18 protein-coding genes and 1 pseudogene are annotated in these 15,979 nt (G+C 70.8%); 2 read left to right on the top strand and 17 right to left on the bottom strand.

Features of this window, described 5'->3' with window-relative positions; all coding sequences use genetic code 11:
* Positions 1 to 33: 33 nt before the first annotated feature.
* The 11 genes and pseudogenes from MKK70_RS28190 to MKK70_RS28140 all read right to left on the bottom strand — a co-directional run.
* The gene (locus MKK70_RS28190) at positions 34 to 231 is read right to left on the bottom strand and encodes a hypothetical protein (RefSeq protein ID WP_243951278.1); all 198 of its coding nucleotides are present in this window, start codon (positions 229 to 231) and stop codon (positions 34 to 36) included.
* Between the two features lie 97 nt (positions 232 to 328).
* The gene (locus MKK70_RS28185; RefSeq protein ID WP_243951277.1) at positions 329 to 829 is read right to left on the bottom strand and encodes a YidB family protein; all 501 of its coding nucleotides are present in this window, start codon (positions 827 to 829) and stop codon (positions 329 to 331) included.
* A 39-nt stretch (positions 830 to 868) separates the two neighbouring features.
* Positions 869 to 1,168: a hypothetical protein gene (locus tag MKK70_RS28180; protein ID WP_243951275.1), complete on the bottom strand. Its 300-nt coding sequence runs from the start codon at positions 1,166 to 1,168 to the stop codon at positions 869 to 871.
* 51 nt (positions 1,169 to 1,219) lie between these two features.
* Complete coding sequence (locus tag MKK70_RS28175) at positions 1,220 to 1,522, bottom strand: hypothetical protein (protein WP_243951273.1); 303 nt, start codon at positions 1,520 to 1,522, stop codon at positions 1,220 to 1,222.
* A 51-nt stretch (positions 1,523 to 1,573) separates the two neighbouring features.
* Complete coding sequence (locus tag MKK70_RS28170; protein WP_243951271.1) at positions 1,574 to 2,506, bottom strand: YsnF/AvaK domain-containing protein; 933 nt, start codon at positions 2,504 to 2,506, stop codon at positions 1,574 to 1,576.
* Positions 2,503 to 3,009, bottom strand: a complete 507-nt coding sequence (locus tag MKK70_RS28165) for a YsnF/AvaK domain-containing protein (RefSeq protein WP_243951269.1) — start codon at positions 3,007 to 3,009, stop codon at positions 2,503 to 2,505. The genes MKK70_RS28170 and MKK70_RS28165 overlap by 4 nt, the downstream gene beginning before the upstream one ends.
* Complete coding sequence (locus MKK70_RS28160) at positions 3,006 to 3,992, bottom strand: PhnA-like protein (RefSeq protein ID WP_243951267.1); 987 nt, start codon at positions 3,990 to 3,992, stop codon at positions 3,006 to 3,008. Before MKK70_RS28160 ends, MKK70_RS28165 begins: the two co-directional genes overlap by 4 nt.
* 53 nt (positions 3,993 to 4,045) lie before the next feature.
* Positions 4,046 to 4,306, bottom strand: a complete 261-nt coding sequence (locus tag MKK70_RS28155) for a GlsB/YeaQ/YmgE family stress response membrane protein (RefSeq protein WP_243951265.1) — start codon at positions 4,304 to 4,306, stop codon at positions 4,046 to 4,048.
* A gap of 90 nt (positions 4,307 to 4,396) precedes the next feature.
* Positions 4,397 to 4,582: a hypothetical protein gene (locus tag MKK70_RS28150; RefSeq protein ID WP_243951263.1), complete on the bottom strand. Its 186-nt coding sequence runs from the start codon at positions 4,580 to 4,582 to the stop codon at positions 4,397 to 4,399.
* 128 nt (positions 4,583 to 4,710) lie between these two features.
* The gene (locus MKK70_RS28145) at positions 4,711 to 6,201 is read right to left on the bottom strand and encodes a helix-turn-helix transcriptional regulator (RefSeq protein ID WP_243951262.1); all 1,491 of its coding nucleotides are present in this window, start codon (positions 6,199 to 6,201) and stop codon (positions 4,711 to 4,713) included.
* 449 nt (positions 6,202 to 6,650) lie between these two features.
* A pseudogene (locus tag MKK70_RS28140) lies at positions 6,651 to 7,532 on the bottom strand (ComEC/Rec2 family competence protein); the annotation flags it as partial.
* Positions 7,533 to 7,781: 249 nt separating this feature from the next.
* Here MKK70_RS28140 and gltX point away from each other — a divergent pair.
* Positions 7,782 to 9,209, top strand: a complete 1,428-nt coding sequence (gene gltX, locus MKK70_RS28135; RefSeq protein WP_243951260.1) for a glutamate--tRNA ligase — start codon at positions 7,782 to 7,784, stop codon at positions 9,207 to 9,209.
* A 208-nt stretch (positions 9,210 to 9,417) separates the two neighbouring features.
* On the top strand, positions 9,418 to 10,707 hold the full coding sequence (gene gltA / locus MKK70_RS28130; protein WP_147844312.1) for a citrate synthase: 1,290 nt from the start codon (positions 9,418 to 9,420) through the stop codon (positions 10,705 to 10,707).
* A 214-nt stretch (positions 10,708 to 10,921) separates the two neighbouring features.
* Here the strand turns inward: gltA and lpxB are convergent, their stop codons facing one another.
* The 6 genes from lpxB to MKK70_RS28100 all read right to left on the bottom strand — a co-directional run.
* Entirely contained in the window at positions 10,922 to 12,070 is a 1,149-nt protein-coding gene (gene lpxB / locus MKK70_RS28125) for a lipid-A-disaccharide synthase (protein ID WP_147728522.1), read from the bottom strand.
* Positions 12,067 to 12,948 (bottom strand): LpxI family protein, encoded by an 882-nt coding sequence (locus MKK70_RS28120; RefSeq protein ID WP_243933110.1) that lies wholly within the window; start codon positions 12,946 to 12,948, stop codon positions 12,067 to 12,069. The genes lpxB and MKK70_RS28120 overlap by 4 nt, the downstream gene beginning before the upstream one ends.
* Before the next feature lie 8 nt (positions 12,949 to 12,956).
* Positions 12,957 to 13,775 carry an acyl-ACP--UDP-N-acetylglucosamine O-acyltransferase gene (gene lpxA, locus MKK70_RS28115; RefSeq protein ID WP_147728018.1) on the bottom strand — a complete coding sequence of 273 codons (819 nt, stop codon included), beginning with the start codon at positions 13,773 to 13,775 and terminating at the stop codon, positions 12,957 to 12,959.
* On the bottom strand, positions 13,772 to 14,236 hold the full coding sequence (gene fabZ / locus MKK70_RS28110) for a 3-hydroxyacyl-ACP dehydratase FabZ (protein ID WP_147728017.1): 465 nt from the start codon (positions 14,234 to 14,236) through the stop codon (positions 13,772 to 13,774). The genes lpxA and fabZ overlap by 4 nt, the downstream gene beginning before the upstream one ends.
* A gap of 134 nt (positions 14,237 to 14,370) precedes the next feature.
* Positions 14,371 to 15,429 carry a UDP-3-O-(3-hydroxymyristoyl)glucosamine N-acyltransferase gene (gene lpxD, locus MKK70_RS28105; RefSeq protein ID WP_147728016.1) on the bottom strand — a complete coding sequence of 353 codons (1,059 nt, stop codon included), beginning with the start codon at positions 15,427 to 15,429 and terminating at the stop codon, positions 14,371 to 14,373.
* Between the two features lie 57 nt (positions 15,430 to 15,486).
* A partial coding sequence (locus tag MKK70_RS28100) for a BamA/TamA family outer membrane protein (RefSeq protein ID WP_243951259.1) occupies positions 15,487 to 15,979 on the bottom strand: 493 nt, incomplete at its 5' end.

The following is a 15,979-nucleotide window of genomic DNA, read 5'->3' as shown; positions in this document are numbered from 1 at the left end:
CAAGCGCGCTTCGGGCCGACACCATGGGGCTGGCTACTTCTTCGACACGGCCTTCCTGGGTCGCGCCTTGATCGAGCTTTGGTTGGCCTTCTTCGCCCGGTCGTCGGCCTTCGAGGCGTGCTTGGCGGCCTTCTCCTCATTGCCGTCGTCGAGGTGTCGGGCGGCCTTCTGGTGTGACTTGGCCGCTGCCTCGTGGTGTTCGGCGGCCCTGGCGTGCGCGCTTCCTGACATCTGTCCCTCCCGTGACGGGTCTTGCAGGCCCCGATGCGAACGTGGTGGCCGGTCGGTTCCGCGGCTTCGATACCTGCGGGATCGACCGGTTGGTTCCTCAGCCCGGCATGCCGGCGACCGAGGACGGCAGCCTGCCGTCGGGGGTGTAGCGGTCGACCGCGGAGGGCAGCTCGCGCGAGAGCCTTGACAGCAGGTCGTCGTGCGAGAGGCCGGTCTGCCGCGACAGCGTATCGAGGACGTCGGGACCGATGGCCGACCTCAGGTGATCGGGCTTCATCTCGGCGTTCGGCCCGTGGTTCACCCAGGAGTCGGCCGCCTCGCCGTGGCCGTTCTCGCGGAAGCGGTCGACCAGCTGGCCAAGGCCGCCGCTGAGCAGGCCACCGGCACCGGCACCCCCGAGGGCGCCTCCGAGATTACCGAGGAGGCCGCCGATACCACCCTGTCCCGCGGCGCCGCCCTGTCCTGCGGGCGCGCCTGCGCTTGCGGGACCACCGTGGCCGGCTCCGCCGAGCATCTCCTGGATCTTGTCCCGGTTCTGGAAGCTCGCCACGGCCAACAGGCCGAGCAGCGCCGTCATCGAGGGGAAGCCGTCACTCATTGGATGTCTCCATTCCGGTGCGATGGGTCGTCGGGGCGATCAGCAATCGTCGTCGCCGGGCTTCACCACCTTGCCCTCGGGCGGCTTCGCCTCGTTGGCCGAGGGCGCCGCATTCGAGCCGACGTTGTTCATCGCCCCGACCGTCCCGGGGGATTCCGCCTTGGCGCCCGGCGAAACCTTCGCGGTCGCGTCGCCGTCGACCTTTGAGGAAACGTCGGCCGAGCCCTTCTGGCCGGTGCTGTCCGTGGTGGTCCCGACGGCGCAGGGCTTGGCCGAGGCGACGCCAGCGCCGAGGAGCGTCATCGCCGTCGCGACGGTCAGGTTGGTGAGGATCTTCATGGGGTTTCCTACGGGATCGGATCGGGGGCGGACCGGGAAGGCAGGCAACCGCTACCGGGAGGCGGCGGACCGTTCGGGTGCCGTCTGGGCGTAATCGGAGATGGCCGCCCGGCAGCCGGGCGAGACCTCCCGGGCGTTCCTGCGGAAGCAGGCGACGACCTCGGGTCCGTTCAGGTCGAGGCCGTCGCAGAGACGGACGTAGTCGGCCGAGCAGAACGGCTTCAGCGATGCCCTGGAGCCGGTCACCTCCCGTGCCTGCGCGCCGAGCGGAACGCATGACGATGCGAGGGCCGCGAACGCGACGAGGTGGCTGAGCTTGGACACGGCGACGGGGCTTTCGCTGAGGGTGGACATGGAATCGTACGGAGCCGGGACCGGCTCGAACCGGTCCCGGACGTGATCGCTTCAGAGAGGCTTGCGCGGGGTGGTTTCCGTGGTGGTGCCGGCGGTTCCGGTACGGCTGACGGTGCCGCGACCGTCCTCGACCTCGACCTCGGTGTGGCGGACCTTGTCGGTCACGGTCTCGACGCGCTGGGCCGCATCCTTGCGGATGCCGACCTCGCCGACGACGCGGGCGTCCTTCGACACGACCGCCTGCTCGCGCATCTCGGTCGCCTCGATGACCTTGTCCTCGAACAGAGCCATGTCGCCCGGGGTGACGGCGCGGTCGACGACGCGACGGTCGACGCTCACCGTCTCGTCGTGGAGGGTGACGTTCTCGCTGACGTCCTTCTCGACGGCATAGGACCGAACCCGGACCCGGCCGGCGTCGACCATGCGCTTGCCGACGTTGAGGCGCTCCTCGACCACGGGGATGTAATCGGTCCCGGTGGCGGTGCCGCGGGCGGAGACGGCCTCGGACGATCCGGCGGCGTGCAGGCCGGTGTCGCGGGTCGTGGCGGCGTGACCGGATGACATCGCAGCCTCGCCGAGGGCTGCGGCGGCAACCGGGGCGGTCCCGGTGGTGGAACCGGTCGCACGACCGTTCCAGCCTTCCTTGCGCCAGGCGGCCTCGCGCTCGTCGAGATCGACCGAACCATGCTCCTCCAGGATATCGGAGGCTGCGTGGACGTGCGCGTCGTCGACCTCGGCGCTCAGCATCGTGCCGCCGCGGTGCAGGCCCTCGCCGTAGGCGTGGCGGTCCTCCTCCGGCATGAAGAAGTCCTTGATCGAACCCCACATGCCTTCGTCGGCCTTGGTCGTGGTTCCGGTCGTGCCGGCCTGGGTGCCGGAGATGAGCTTGATCGCGCCGGCGGGAATGCCGAGGGCGACGAGCTTGCCCTGGGCGGCGACCGCCTCGGGGTGGGTGTCGTACATGGCGGTGATGGTCTGGGTCATGATGTCGGCTCCTGTGACGGGTGCGTGATGGCCTGTTCCGTGACGTGCCCCTCGGGGGACACGCGTTCGATCACGGCGTGCTGCCTGCGCAGCGTCACCGGCATCTCGACGTCCTCGCCAGCCGTGGTCTGGCGGATGTGCACCTCCTCCTTCAGGACGAGGCGCTTCTCGACGACGAGGATCTCTTCCAGCACCGGGATGATGGTCACCCCGGCCTCCGTCCTGACCACCGGGGGCGCCTCGCCCGCGGCGAGGGTCCGGTTGACCGGCACCCGGGTCACCCCGACCATGTCGCTGCGCAGGGTCTCGCGCAGGACCTGGTCGATGGTCTCGGTCCGGGTCGAGACCCGGACCCGCCCGGTCTCGACCGCACGCTTTTCGATGCGCGCGGTCTCCTCGATCAGCGGGAGGACCGCCTCCTCGCCGACGGCGACCTCCGCCGCGGGGCCTGAGGGCGTCCCGAGCCCGTGGGGCTCGGTCGCGGCGGGGTCGCCGACGCTCATGCCCGACCCGGCGTCAGGGTGTTCGGGGCGGTGCGGGTGACGGTCGGATCGACGGCCGAACCGCGGCCGGCGAAGAAGGAGGCGAGCGCCCCGAAGATCAGCGCGAGGGCCCCGAACAGCGCGCCCTGGGACACACGGCGCGCGGTGGCGTCGGCGATCTGCTTCGACTGCTCCTTGGCCGAGGCGACGGTCTCCTTGAACTGCTGGGTGTACTGCGCGACCTGGGTCCGGGCCTGCTCGACCGGGATGTTCTGCGCCTTGGAGAGGGCCACGGCGGCCTTCTCCTGCGCGGCGGCCTGCTGGGCGCCGTCACCCGAGACGGCGGCGCGCATGGCGGTCACAGCGGTGTCCTTCAGCGCGGCCGGATCGGAACCGGTGCCGTTGCGGACGCCGGACTCGATGTTCGCGAACGGGTCGGTGACCTTGGTCAGCGACGGGGCTGCCGCCTGCGCCAGGGTCGAGACGGAGCCGCCCATCGCGTTGCCGACGCCACCGATGGCCGAGGAGGCGGTGCCGAGGGCGCCGCTGACGACGCCGCTGGCGGCCGACGACAGCATGTAGAGAACCACGAGGGTGGAGACCGCCCAGGCGAGGAGGCCGTGGTAGCCGGCCGTCGAGGTCGACGGCTTGCCCGAGAGCCTGCCGGCGAAGTAGCCGCCTGCCGCCGCGGCAAGGACGCCGGAGATCACGAACCACAGGCCCGCGCCGATCCCGAGCGAGCTCGCCGCCGGGGTGCCGTCGCCCATCGGATCGACCGTCGACAGGCCGATGCCGAGGCCGAGCATGTTGAGGATGACCTGCGATATCAGGGCCACCGTGGCTCCGGCCAGGACCGCCCCCCAGGAGACGGAGTGCAGCATCATCGTGCGCATGTCCTCGGCCGGCGTGACCAGGGTGGTCCGGGGCAGGTCCCGGTCGACGACGGTGCGGTCCGGTATCGGGCGTCCGGGGGATGCGGGCGTGGGCTCGTTGACGGTGGCCATGGTGCTTTTCCTGGGTCTGGGTTCGGAAGGGGAGCTCGAAGGGCGGCGCGGGGTCAGAGGACCCGGCGGCGGCCCATGAGGGTGTGGTAGAGCCACAGCACGATCACGGCGCCGACGATGGCGACGAGGATGCTGTAGAGGTTCAGCCCCGACACGCCGGGCTGTCCGAACTGGTTGAACAGGAAGCCGCCGACGACGGCGCCGACGATGCCGAGCAGGATGTCAACGACGAGGCCCTGCCCCGTGTTGTTGACGATCTTGCTGCCGATGAAGCCGGCGATCAGGCCGAGGACGATCCAGGCGAGGAGGGACATGGCGGGCTCCATTAACTTGGCGTGCGGAAGGGTCCCGACGCAGGGCCTGCGCGGGCTGGGATTGGTCTCGAAGGCGAGTTGGTTCGGCCGCTACGACCTCGATGGTCTGCGGGTTTGATTGGCCTTGGTCTTCGTCGTGGCGTGCCGCGCCTTGATCGCGACGATCTCGGTCGTGGCCTCCGCCTCGACCTTGGCGTCCCCGAAGATCATGCCGATGGCCTGCTTGATCAGAGCACGGGCATGATCGCTCGACAGAACCTTCCGGTCCTTGTCCATCCCCCACACCTCTCCGTCCGGCCTAGCCGTCTTCGAGATGCCCGGATCGAGCAGAGCTACACCCACCGAATACTTCTATCGGTGCGATGTTCCGGAGATTTACATAAAAGTATTTCAGATTAGGTCGCTTAGTGTTTTCGACCCGGTTTTCGCGTTGCATTTTTACCGTAGTGCTCAATCGACGTCTTCTCGCCGATCCCCCGCTCCCTGGCCCAGACGACCACGGCGCTGCGTCGGTTGACCCCGATCTTGCGGTACAGGCTCGCGACGTGGTTGCGCACCGTGCTCAGCGAGACCCCGAGCGCCTTGGAGATCTCCTCGTCGGTGTCTCCGCGGCAGATGCCCTCCAGCATGTCGCCCTCGCGGGTCGTGAGCCTCTCGGCCATCTCCTGCGGCTTGCCCGGCCTGGGAGGGTTGCGCAGCAGCGCGAGCTTCTCGATGACGCCGTGGCTGAACCACGACGCGTCCGCCATGACGGATTCGATGGCCGAGATGAGTTCGGTCTCGGTCCGTTTCCTCGACGAGATGTCCTGGACGGCGCAGAGAAGCCCCTCGCCGCCGTTGACGGTGACCTTCTCGGCGGAGACGAGGCAGTCGAGCACGTCGCCGTCGCGCGTCCGTAGCTGCCCCTCGAAGGCGCGGACCCTGCCGTAGCGCTGGAGCTCACGCTTGAAGCGGGTCCGTTCCGCCTCCTCGGCCCAGGGCACGGAAGTGGCGTCCGCGGCGTTCCCGAAGGCTGCGGCGTAGGCCTCGTTGACGCTGGTCGGGACCTTCGCGTCGGAGCTCAACAGCGCCGTCGGGATCGGGCTGAGCTCGAACGCCTTGGCGAAGCGCTCCTCGCTCAGCCGCAGTTCGGCCTCGGCCTTCCGTCGGTCCTCCAGGTCGGCGAAGGTGAACAGCATGCAGCGCTCGCCGCCCGGCATCTCGATGGGATGGCCGGCGACGATGACGTACTTCTCGGCGTCGGACGGCACCGAGAGGCACGCCTCCCGCTGGCGGATGGTGGTTCCGGCATGGAGGTGCTCGACCGCGGAGGCGCGGCGCTCGCCCTGGCCGAGAAGGTCGACCTCGGTGAAGGTCCGGCCGATGATCTGTTCGCGGGCGTAGCCGGTGAGCTCGACGAAGCCCTGGTTGACCTTGACGTAACGCAGGTCCGACAACCGGCACACCACGGCCGGGGCGGGGTTCGCCCCGAACATGCACTCGAACCGCTCCTCGGCCTCGTAATGGTCGCTGGCGTCCTGCATCAGCAGGGCAAGGCCGGTCGGCGCGCCTGCATCGTCCGTCGTCACGAGGCCCCGCATCCGGTGCGTCCACGTCCTCGCGGGATCCCGGAAGTGGTGGATCTCGACCACCGCGTCGCGAAACGCCTCGCCGGCCAGGATGCGCTCGACCGGATGCTGCAGCGGTCCGACCTCGCGATGGTTGCGGTAGTGCAGGATGAAGTTGGTCCGGTACTCGGCGACGGTGGCGCCGAGCTCGCCGAGCTCGGTGACCCCATGCATCGCGAGGGCGGCGGCGTTGGCGTAGGCGATGGTATGGTCGGGCTCGATCAGGATCACGCCCTCGGCGAGGCCTGCCACGACCTGCGCCATCTGCCGCTGCTCGAACTGGGTCATGATGGCTCGCCTCGTTCGAAGGGCATCGACGGCCGCCTCGCATCCACGCATGGGTGCCAACGCCCCAAACGATGCGTCGGGCAATACCCGGCACATCGCCGGTCGGCATCATCGGTGTCATCGGGAAGATCGTTGCCCCCGCCCCGGGCATGACCCAGGACCGGGGTCCCTGCGATCCGTCACTCAGCCCTCGACCGCTTCGCGCTGGGGCATGACGAACGGTCCGCCCTCGACGGACGAGGACAGGCGGGTGCAGGAGGCCGCGGTCGTTCCGATGCGAGGTAGCGGGAAGCGTCATCCGATACCCGATCCGAACTCGACCGCAGCTGGACGAACGCCTATTCGGAAAGGCACCGCGGTGGAGTTCCACGCGCCCGGGCCAGGCCGTCGTGCCCTGGCCCGTGGCACATCGCCCTGACGGCGTCTAAATGCCGGCAGACACGCAAGTTCGTGATCACGTGGTAGATCCCCGCCGCCCGCAGCGTGTCGTTGGTGGCCAGCGCGATCAACCCGCGCTTGCCGGTCACCAGGGCGGCGGCGACGGCGACCGCCTGACCGCCGTTGGCGTCGGTGATCCTGCGGGTCAGCGCGTTGCGGGCATCGTCCACGGCGGCCGCGAGCCGGAGCGACCACGGCACCGGCTCGGGCGGCGGCTTCACCGCGATCTTGCCGAGGAGCGAGCCGACCGCGCCGATCCCGCGGAAGTAGGCGTCGCGGGCGAAATCGTAGCCGCCGGGGCGGGCCGCCTCGGGGGGCGGCAGCAGGCGGGCGGTGGCGGCGATGAAGTCGCCCGGCCGCAGCGGCGGCGCCTTCTTGAACGAGACGCGCACCCGGACCGGCCGCTCGGCCGCCGCCATCGTGCCGAGGCTCGCGACCCGCACCACCAGGCGGGCGCCCTCCTCACGCTCCTCCAGCGATTCGATCAGGCCTTCGAGCGGCGCGATGATGGTGCGGGTCAGCACCGGCGCCGCCACCTGCGCGACCCGCAGGGCGCTCGCCGCGAAGCCGAGGAGCGCCGCCATCAGCCCGAGGGCGACGGCCAGCGCCGCGGGCCGGGCACCGAGGAACGGCAGGGTCGCGGCGCAGGCGCCGGCCGCGACGAGGGGCGCCCAGAGCGAGGGCATGCCGTCGGTGGCGGTGAAGAACGCGAGGATGCCGGCGCCGAAGGCGACCGCGAGCCAGGGAAACAGCCGCCGCCGCTCGGCCTCGATCGCGAGCCCGCCGACGACCCAGCCGCGCACGGCCGGCCCGAGCACGGCGGGCGACAGGGAGCGGCCTGATGCCGACGTGGCGACGGCCCGTCCCGTCGATCGTGCGATGTCCCGCGCCATGATCGGCACACCGGTCGGCGCGAAACGGCTGCGCCGACCCGATTCTTAACGCATCCGCGAGGGCGTGCTAGAGCCGTCCGGGCCGGGTCCGGGCGCAGGTCCCCAGCTTCCGTGCGTCGTCGGGGACGACGAACCGCCTTTCCCTCCGTCGCAGAGCGATCTAGACGCGCGCAACCGGATCGGCCGATCCGTGCCGCGGCCGCGTTCAGGGTGCTCCTTCAGCCCCGTCACCAGAAGATCCATCGTCCGATGTCGTCACCCGTCGTCACGCGCTTCGCGCCCTCGCCCACGGGCTACCTCCATATCGGGGGCGCCCGCACGGCGCTGTTCAACTGGCTCTACGCCCGCCGGATGGGCGGCCGGATGCTGCTGCGCATCGAGGACACCGACCGCGAGCGCTCGACGCAAGGGGCAATCGACGCGATCCTCGACGGGATGAGCTGGCTCGGGCTCGATTGGGACGGCGACGTGGTGTTCCAGTACGCCCGCGCCGAGCGCCACCGCGAGGTCGCCGAGAGCCTGCTCGCCTCGGGCAACGCCTATCGCTGCTACGCCACGCCGGAGGAGCTGACGCAGATGCGCGAGCAGGCCCGGGCGGCGGGCAAGCCGCTGCGCTACGACGGGCGCTGGCGCGACCGCGACCCGTCCGAGGCACCGGCCGGGGTGAAGCCGGTGATCCGGCTGCGCGCCCCGAGCGAGGGCGAAACGATCGTCGACGACGCGGTGCAGGGCCGCGTCACCTGGGCCAACCGCGACCTCGACGACCTCGTGCTGCTGCGCTCGGACGGCAACCCGACCTACATGCTCGCCGTCGTCGTCGACGACCACGACATGGGCGTCACCCAGGTGATCCGCGGCGACGACCACCTCACCAACGCCGCGCGCCAGAGCCAGATCTTCTCGGCGCTCGGATGGGAGGTGCCGAAGATGGCGCACATCCCGCTGATCCACGGGGCGGACGGGGCCAAGCTGTCCAAGCGCCACGGCGCGCTCGGCGTCGACGCCTACCGCGACCTCGGCTACCTGCCGGCCGCGCTCCGCAACTACCTCGTCCGCCTCGGCTGGAGCCACGGCGACCAGGAGGTGTTCTCGACCGAGGAGATGGTGGCGGCCTTCGACCTGAAGGCGATCGGCCGCTCGCCGGCGCGGTTCGACTTCGCCAAGCTCGAGAACCTCAACGGCCTCTACATCCGCGGCGCGGCGGACGCCGACCTCGTCGACGCGATCGAGCGCATCCTGCCGAACGTCGGCCCGGAGCGCGGCCTCTCGGCACCGCTCGCGCCGGCCCTTCGCGAAAAGCTCGTCGCGGCGATGCCGGGGCTGAAGGAGCGGGCCAAGACCCTGATCGAGCTGCTCGACAGCGCCTACTATCTCACCGCCGCGCGGCCGCTGGTGCCGGACGAGAAGGCTTCCGCCCTCCTCACCGACGAGGCGCGCGGGCGGCTCGCCGCGATCCTGCCGGCGCTGGAAGCCCTGCCCGACTGGAACGCCGCCGCGACGGAAGCGGCCGTGCGGCACTTCGCGGAGACCGCCGGCCTGAAGCTCGGGCAGGTCGCCCAGCCGCTGCGCGCGGCGCTGACCGGGCGCACGACCTCGCCGCCGCTGTTCGACGTGATGGCGGTGCTGGGACGCGCGGAGAGCCTCGCCCGTCTCGGCGACGGCATCACGAAGGGTTGAGACCGCCGCCGCAGCGCACGCGCGGCCCGGTTTTCGCTTGGCGTCTCGACGTGGTTGTCATCCGCCCCGTTGCTGGCGCTCGGCCGATCCGCTAACCCGATGGGCTTGTGAGCACCTGCAGCAAAATGCCGGTGACTTCGGGTCCCGGGCGGCGCGGAGCGCAGCCTGGGCCGGCTTCGATTCGTTGCCAGGAAAGGGTCCACGTTCCATGAGCGCAGCCAGCACCATCACCGTGGACGGCAAGCAGATCTCTCTGCCCGTCAAGAGCGGCACGATCGGCCCCGACGTCGTCGACATCGGCAAGCTCTACGCCCAGACCGGCGCCTTCACCTTCGATCCGGGCTTCACCTCGACCGCCTCGTGCGAATCGAAGATCACCTACATCGACGGCGACGAGGGCGTTCTGCTCTATCGCGGCTACCCGATCGAGCAGCTCGCCGAGCAGGGCGACTTCCTCGAGACCTGCTACCTGATGTTGTTCGGCGAGCTGCCGACGCCGGGCCAGAAGGCCGACTTCGACTACCGCGTCACGCGCCACACCATGGTGCACGACCAGATGAACCGGTTCTTCACCGGCTTCCGCCGCGACGCCCACCCGATGGCGGTGATGGTGGCCTCCGTCGGCGCGCTCTCGGCCTTCTACCACGACTCGACCGACATCACGGACGAGAGCCAGCGCATGATCGCGTCGATGCGCATGATCGCCAAGATGCCGACGCTGGCGGCGATGGCCTACAAGTACTCGATCGGCCAGCCGTTCGTGTACCCGAAGAACGACCTCGACTACACCTCGAACTTCCTGCGGATGTGCTATGCCGTCCCGTGCGAGGAGTACCAGATCAACCCGATCTTCGCCAAGGCGCTGGACAAGATCTTCATCCTGCACGCCGACCACGAGCAGAACGCCTCGACCTCGACGGTGCGGCTCGCCGGCTCCTCCGGCGCGAACCCGTTCGCCTGCATCGCGGCCGGCGTCGCCTGCCTGTGGGGCCCGGCGCATGGCGGCGCCAACGAGGCGGCGCTGAAGATGCTGATGGAGATCGGCACGCCGGACCGCGTCGACCAGTACGTCGCCAAGGCCAAGGACAAGAACGATCCCTTCCGCCTGATGGGCTTCGGCCACCGGGTCTACAAGAACTACGATCCGCGCGCGCGGATCATGCAGAAGACCACCCACGAGGTGCTGAAGGAGCTCGGCAAGCACGACGACCCGCTGCTCGAGGTCGCGATGAAGCTCGAGGAGATCGCGCTCAAGGACGAGTACTTCATCGAGAAGAAGCTCTACCCAAACATCGATTTCTACTCGGGCATCACCCTCAAGGCGATGGGCTTCCCGACCGACATGTTCACGGTGTTGTTCGCGGTGGCACGCACCGTCGGCTGGATCGCGCAGTGGGCCGAGATGATCGAGGACCCCTCGCAGAAGATCGGTCGCCCGCGCCAGCTCTACGTCGGCCCGACCAAGCGCGACTACGTCGGCATCAACGACCGCGGCTGAGGCGCCTTTTGAGCGCCGTCGGCAGATGATGGATCTGCCGGCGGCGCACTGGGCCTCTCGGTCGCCAAAGACCCGCGCCCGTCATTGCGGGGCTGCGAGGCAGAGCCCGGGATCCTGAACCGCAGGCCGCCCTTCGGCAGGCATCGCCGGCGGCTCTGGATTCCGGGCTCGCCTGCGGCGCCCCGGAATGACGGCAGCCCGACGATCCGAAGCCTCAGGTTCTGATCGCAGCCAGCACCACCCGCGCCGCGCTGCGGCTCGGGGCCTCGTCGCCCGGCAGCCGCATCAGGCCGTCGATGCGCTGCAGGGCCGCGAGCTGGCGGTCCCGCGCGGCGCCGCCGGTGACCAGGGGGGCGAGCGCCGTGGCGAGGCGGTCCTCGGTGCACTCGGCCTGCACGAATTCCGGCATCGCGTTCTCGCCGAGGATCAGGTTCGGCAGCACGATCGTCGGCACCTGGATCAGGCGCCGGGCCACCGCCTCCTCGACACGCGAGACCTTGTAGGCCACCACCATCGGCACGCCGGCGAGCGCCAGCTCCAGCGTCACGGTGCCGGAGGCGGCGAGCGCGGCCCGCGCCTGGCGGAAGGCGGCGTACTTCTCGGCCTCGCCCGCGACGATGCGCACGGGGGCGCTCCAGGCCTTGGCCATGCGCTCGATCAAGGCGCGATGACGGGTGACCGCCGGCAGCACCGCCTCGATCGGCCCGACGTCCCGCGCCATGCGCGCCAAGGTGCGGCCGAAGACCGGCATCAGCCGCTCGATCTCGGATCGGCGCGAGCCCGGCAGCACCACCACGCGCCACGGCACGGCCTCCCGCGACGCCGCGTCGGCGGCGTCCGGCCGCAGCTCGGAGAACCGCTCGATCAGCGGATGCCCGACATAGGTGCAGGGCGGCCCGTTGAGCCGCAGGTGCGCCTCCGGCTCGAACGGCAGCAGGGCGAGCACGTGGTCGACGAAGCCCCGCATCGAGGCCGCCCGCCACGGCCGCCACGCCCACACGCTCGGCGAGACGTAGTCGACGATCGGGATCTCGGGCGCACGCTTGCGCACCCGCGAGGCGACCGCGTGGGTGAAGCCGGGGCTGTCGATGATCACGAGCACGTCCGGGCGGTTGGCGACCACGTCGTCCACCGTCTGGCGAATGCGACGCAGGAGCGTGCGCAGCCGCGCCAGCACCGGCAGGTAGCCCATCACCGCCACGTCATCGAGGGGGAAGAGCGAGGTCAGGCCGCGCGCCGTCATCGCCTCGCCGCCGACGCCGCCGAAGGTCACCGGGCGGCCCGCGGCCTCGTGCAGCGACGCCATCAGCTTGGCGCCGAGCTGGTCGCCGGAATCCTCGCCCGCGACGAGCCAGATCTTCATGCGCCGACCCCTATGCCGATCAGGAAGAGGCCGAGCCGGTCGGCCTCGGCGATCGTCTCCGCCCGGTCGATCAGCAGCGTGCGCCCGGCCTCGACCGCGAGCCCGACGCAGCCGGCGGCCGACGCGTTGCGGACCGTCCGCGGGCCGATCGCCGGCAGGTCGATGCGGAGATCCTGGTCGTCCTTGGCGCACTTCACCAGCACGGTCGCGGGCAGCGCCCGCTCGCGGCCCCAGAGCCTGAGGTCCCACGGCTTGCGCCCGACGGTGCGGGCGCGGGCGAGCATGCGGTCGGTGCCCTCGGGGCCCTCGACGGCGAGCACGCGGTCGGCCGCGACCACCACCGCCTGGCCGACATCGAAGGCCGAGAGGGCGGCCAGCAGCGCGCGGCCGGTGGCGATCGAGGCCGCGCCGGCCGCGTCCGGCGCGTGGCGGCCGATCGGGCCGGCGGGGCTGAGCAGGTCCGGGGCGACCTCGTGGACGCCGCACACGGTGTGGCCGTTCTCCTCGAGCAGCGCGAGGGCACCGCGGAGCAGCCGGTCGTCGCCGCCATCGGCGAGATTGCGCAGGGCGACCCGGTTGCGGAACGCGGCAGCAGCGTTGAGGATCGCGGCCGGGCTCGGCCGGGCGACGCCGCCGGCCGGCACGATGGTCGCCGGCCCCCAGCCCGCGAGGATGCGCAGGGTCTCGCCGATATCGAGGAGGTCGACGGTGGCGTCGGCCCGCGCGCGCAAGGGGCGGTCGGTGAACCCGCGCAGCGCCAGCACCTTGAAGGCGCGGCCGGCACGGTCGAGGGAGTGGGCGACCTGCTCGGGCAGACGCCCGGCGCCCGCGACCAGCACCAGCCTGGCGTCCGGCCGTGCGGGCCGAGGAGCCGACATCGGCGGCCTCAGGCGCCGCCGCCGGAAGCCGCCGTCTCGCGCGGCGTGCAGATCGAGCGCTTGCCGCCGGCGCGGATGAAATCGAGGATCTCGCGCACCGCCGGGTGGCTCTCGAATTCCGAGGCCACGTCCTCGACCCGCTCCATCAGCGTCCCCTCGGGGGCGAAGAGCAGGCGGTAGGCGCGGCGCAGCGCATGGATGTCCTCGCGCGCGAAGCCCCGACGCTGCAGGCCGACGATGTTGAGGCCGGCGAGGTAGGCGCGGTTGCCGAGCACCATGCCGTAGGGGATGCAGTCGTTCTCCAGCCCCGACAGGCCGCCGACGAAGGCGTGCGCGCCGACGCGGGCGAACTGGATCACCGCCGCGCCGCCGCCGAGAATAGCGTAGTCGCCGACGCTGCAATGGCCGGCCAGCATGACGTTGTTGGAGAAGATCACCCCGCTGCCGACGTGGCAATCATGCCCGACATGGGCGTTGGCGAGGAAGGCGCACTTGTCGCCGACCACCGTCTCCAGGCCGCCGCCCGCGGTGCCGGGGTTCATGGTGACGCCCTCGCGGATCAGGCAGTCGGCGCCGATCCGCAGCGTCGAGGGCTCGCCCTTGTATTTCAGGTCCTGCGGCGGGTGGCCGATCGAGGCGAAGGGATAGATCCGGGTGCGGGCGCCGATGCGGGTGTCGCCCGCGACGACCGCGTGGCTGACGAGCTCGCAATCGACGCCGAGCACCACCTGCGGGCCGACATGGCAGAACGGGCCGATGCGGCAGCCGTCGCCGATCTCGGCGCCGTCCTCGACGATCGCGCTCGGATGGATCGCGGGCGCGCTCACGCCGTCACCAGCATGGCCCCGATCTCGGCCTCCGCCACGAGGGCGCCGTCGACGCGCGCCTCTCCGCGGAACCACCACATCGTCTTGCGATGGTTGGTCTTCGTCATGTGGAAGCGGACCTGGTCGCCCGGCACCACCGGCTTGCGGAACTTGCACTTGTCGATCGTCATGAAGAACACCTGCTTGGTCTGCACGTTGCTCTGCATGATGTGCCGGCAGCAGATCGCGCCCGCCGTCTGGGCCATGCCCTCGATCAGCAGCACGCCGGGAAACACCGGCATGTTCGGGAAATGCCCGGTGAATTGCGGCTCGTTGACGGTGACGTTCTTGATCCCGATGCAGCTCTCGTCGCCGTCGATCTCGATGATCCGGTCGATCATCAGGAACGGGTAGCGGTGCGGCAGCAGCTCGAGCACCTTCTGGATGTCGGCCGAGCCGAGTTCACGCGCCGTCTCACTCATCGATCTCTTCGATCCTCGCCTCGACGCCGCGCATCCGCGCACGCCCGTCGTCACCGATCCCCGTCCTTTCGACCCAAACGGCGCCCCGACGCAAGCGCGGCGGGCGCACGGGCCGGATCGATCGGCCCTTTCGATCAGCCCTTGTCCGCCGGCTCGTCCCGGCCCGAGCGCTCGGCCAGGCGGGCGAGCGTCGTCAGCTCGCGGAACCAGGCGCGGACCGGCTTGGCCGGCGTGCCGCCCCAGCGGCTGCCGGGCGGCACGTCGCGGTTGACGTTGGAGGAGCCGGCGATCTGCGAGCCGCGGCCGATGCGCAGATGGCCGACGACGCCGACCTGCCCGCCGAGCACGACGTAGTCCTCGAGCGTCGTCGAGCCGGAGATGCCGACGCCCGAGACGATCACGCAGTGGCGGCCGATCACCACGTTGTGGGCGATCTGCACGAGGTTGTCGATCTTGGTGCCCTCGCCGATCACCGTGTCGCGCGAGGCGCCGCGGTCCACCGTGGTGTTGGCGCCGATCTCGACGTCGTCCTGCACGATGACGCGGCCGACCTGCGGCACCTTGAGGTGGGTCGCCCCCATGTGGAAGCCGAACCCGTCCTGGCCGATCCGGGCGCCGGGATGGACGATGACGCGGTTGCCGACGAGCGCATGGCTCAGGGTGGCGCCGGCGCCGATCGCGCAGTCCCGCCCGATCCGCACGTTGGGTCCGATGCCGGCCCCGGGGCCGATCACCGTGCCCGCGCCGATCTCGGCGCCGGGGCCGACGACGGCGCCGGGATCGACCGTGACGCCGTCCTCGAGGCGCGCATCGGGGTGGACGTGGGCGCCGGGCGCGATGCCGCGGGCGCCGAACTGCGAGCCCGGGCGAAGCGCATCCGGGTGCAGCCGGCCGAGCAGCACCGCGTAGACGCGGTAGGGATCGCGCAGGACGAGGCTCGCGGTGCCGGCGGGCACGCGCGCGGAAAAGCGCGGGGCGACGAGGCAGATGCCGGCCCGGGTCGCGGCGAGCGCGTCGCCGTAGCGGGCGTTGTCCATGTAGGCGAGGTCGCGCGGCCCCGCGGTCTCGAGCGGCGCGGCGCCGTCGATCCGGTGCGCCGGATCGAAGCCCTCGGGCACGGGCAGGCCGGCCGCCTCGGCGACGAGGCCGAGGGTGAGACCGGGCTGCGGGATGAAGAAGACGGGATCAGGCATGCACGACAACGCGCCTCCCCGGGAAACCCGAGGCGGCGCGCGACCTTTTTTCTCGGATCAGAACCGCGAGCCGCCGGAGAAGCGGAACGCCTGCGTCTGGTCCGCGCCGATGTGGCCGTACTTGCCGAGCGTCGGGACGAACACCTTCAGACCCTCGTCCTTGCTCAGGGCGTAGGCGTAGTCGAAGCGGATCGGGCCGAGCGGCGAGTTCCACAGGATCGAGGCGCCGACCGACGAGCGGATGACGGCCTTGTCGCGGACGTTCACGCATTCCGGCTCGACGCCGATATTGAAGGCGTTGAAGTTGCACGCGCCGCCGGGCGCGGTGCCGTTGATGAAGTTGTCGCCGTTCACGTCGAACGTGGTGCGGCCGTGATAGCCGAACAGCGTGCCGGCGTCGGCGAAGACCGCGCCCTTCAGGCCGAGATCGCGCGGCACGTAGGGGAGCGGGAACTGGATCTCGAGGGTGCCGCCGACGTAGGTCGAGCCGCCGATGGCGTTGGAGCGGGCGTCGGTGGTGCCGACGTCGCGCGGGCCGATGCCGTTGGGA

The organism is Methylobacterium sp. E-041, from assembly GCF_022829665.1.
Classification (GTDB): Bacteria; Pseudomonadota; Alphaproteobacteria; order Rhizobiales; family Beijerinckiaceae; genus Methylobacterium.
The sequence above is the reverse complement of the archived record's forward strand: the minus strand, read 5'-3'. Positions and strand labels throughout refer to the sequence as shown.

Bases quoted from the DNA above. Each gene is read 5' to 3' on its own strand.
- MKK70_RS28190 (WP_243951278.1), bottom strand. From the start codon at position 231: ATGTCAGGAAGCGCGCACGCCAGGGCCGCCGAACACCACGAGGCAGCG.
- MKK70_RS28160 (WP_243951267.1), bottom strand. From the start codon at position 3,992: ATGGCCACCGTCAACGAGCCCACGCCCGCATCCCCCGGACGCCCGATA.
- MKK70_RS28175 (WP_243951273.1), bottom strand. From the start codon at position 1,522: ATGTCCACCCTCAGCGAAAGCCCCGTCGCCGTGTCCAAGCTCAGCCAC.
- fabZ (WP_147728017.1), bottom strand. From the start codon at position 14,236: ATGAGTGAGACGGCGCGTGAACTCGGCTCGGCCGACATCCAGAAGGTG.
- MKK70_RS28150 (WP_243951263.1), bottom strand. From the start codon at position 4,582: ATGGACAAGGACCGGAAGGTTCTGTCGAGCGATCATGCCCGTGCTCTG.
- MKK70_RS28180 (WP_243951275.1), bottom strand. From the start codon at position 1,168: ATGAAGATCCTCACCAACCTGACCGTCGCGACGGCGATGACGCTCCTC.
- lpxD (WP_147728016.1), bottom strand. From the start codon at position 15,429: ATGCCTGATCCCGTCTTCTTCATCCCGCAGCCCGGTCTCACCCTCGGC.
- lpxB (WP_147728522.1), bottom strand. From the start codon at position 12,070: ATGAAGATCTGGCTCGTCGCGGGCGAGGATTCCGGCGACCAGCTCGGC.
- MKK70_RS28145 (WP_243951262.1), bottom strand. From the start codon at position 6,201: ATGACCCAGTTCGAGCAGCGGCAGATGGCGCAGGTCGTGGCAGGCCTC.
- MKK70_RS28170 (WP_243951271.1), bottom strand. From the start codon at position 2,506: ATGACCCAGACCATCACCGCCATGTACGACACCCACCCCGAGGCGGTC.
- MKK70_RS28120 (WP_243933110.1), bottom strand. From the start codon at position 12,948: ATGTCGGCTCCTCGGCCCGCACGGCCGGACGCCAGGCTGGTGCTGGTC.
- MKK70_RS28185 (WP_243951277.1), bottom strand. From the start codon at position 829: ATGAGTGACGGCTTCCCCTCGATGACGGCGCTGCTCGGCCTGTTGGCC.
- MKK70_RS28155 (WP_243951265.1), bottom strand. From the start codon at position 4,306: ATGTCCCTCCTCGCCTGGATCGTCCTCGGCCTGATCGCCGGCTTCATC.
- gltX (WP_243951260.1), top strand. From the start codon at position 7,782: ATGTCGTCACCCGTCGTCACGCGCTTCGCGCCCTCGCCCACGGGCTAC.
- gltA (WP_147844312.1), top strand. From the start codon at position 9,418: ATGAGCGCAGCCAGCACCATCACCGTGGACGGCAAGCAGATCTCTCTG.
- MKK70_RS28165 (WP_243951269.1), bottom strand. From the start codon at position 3,009: ATGAGCGTCGGCGACCCCGCCGCGACCGAGCCCCACGGGCTCGGGACG.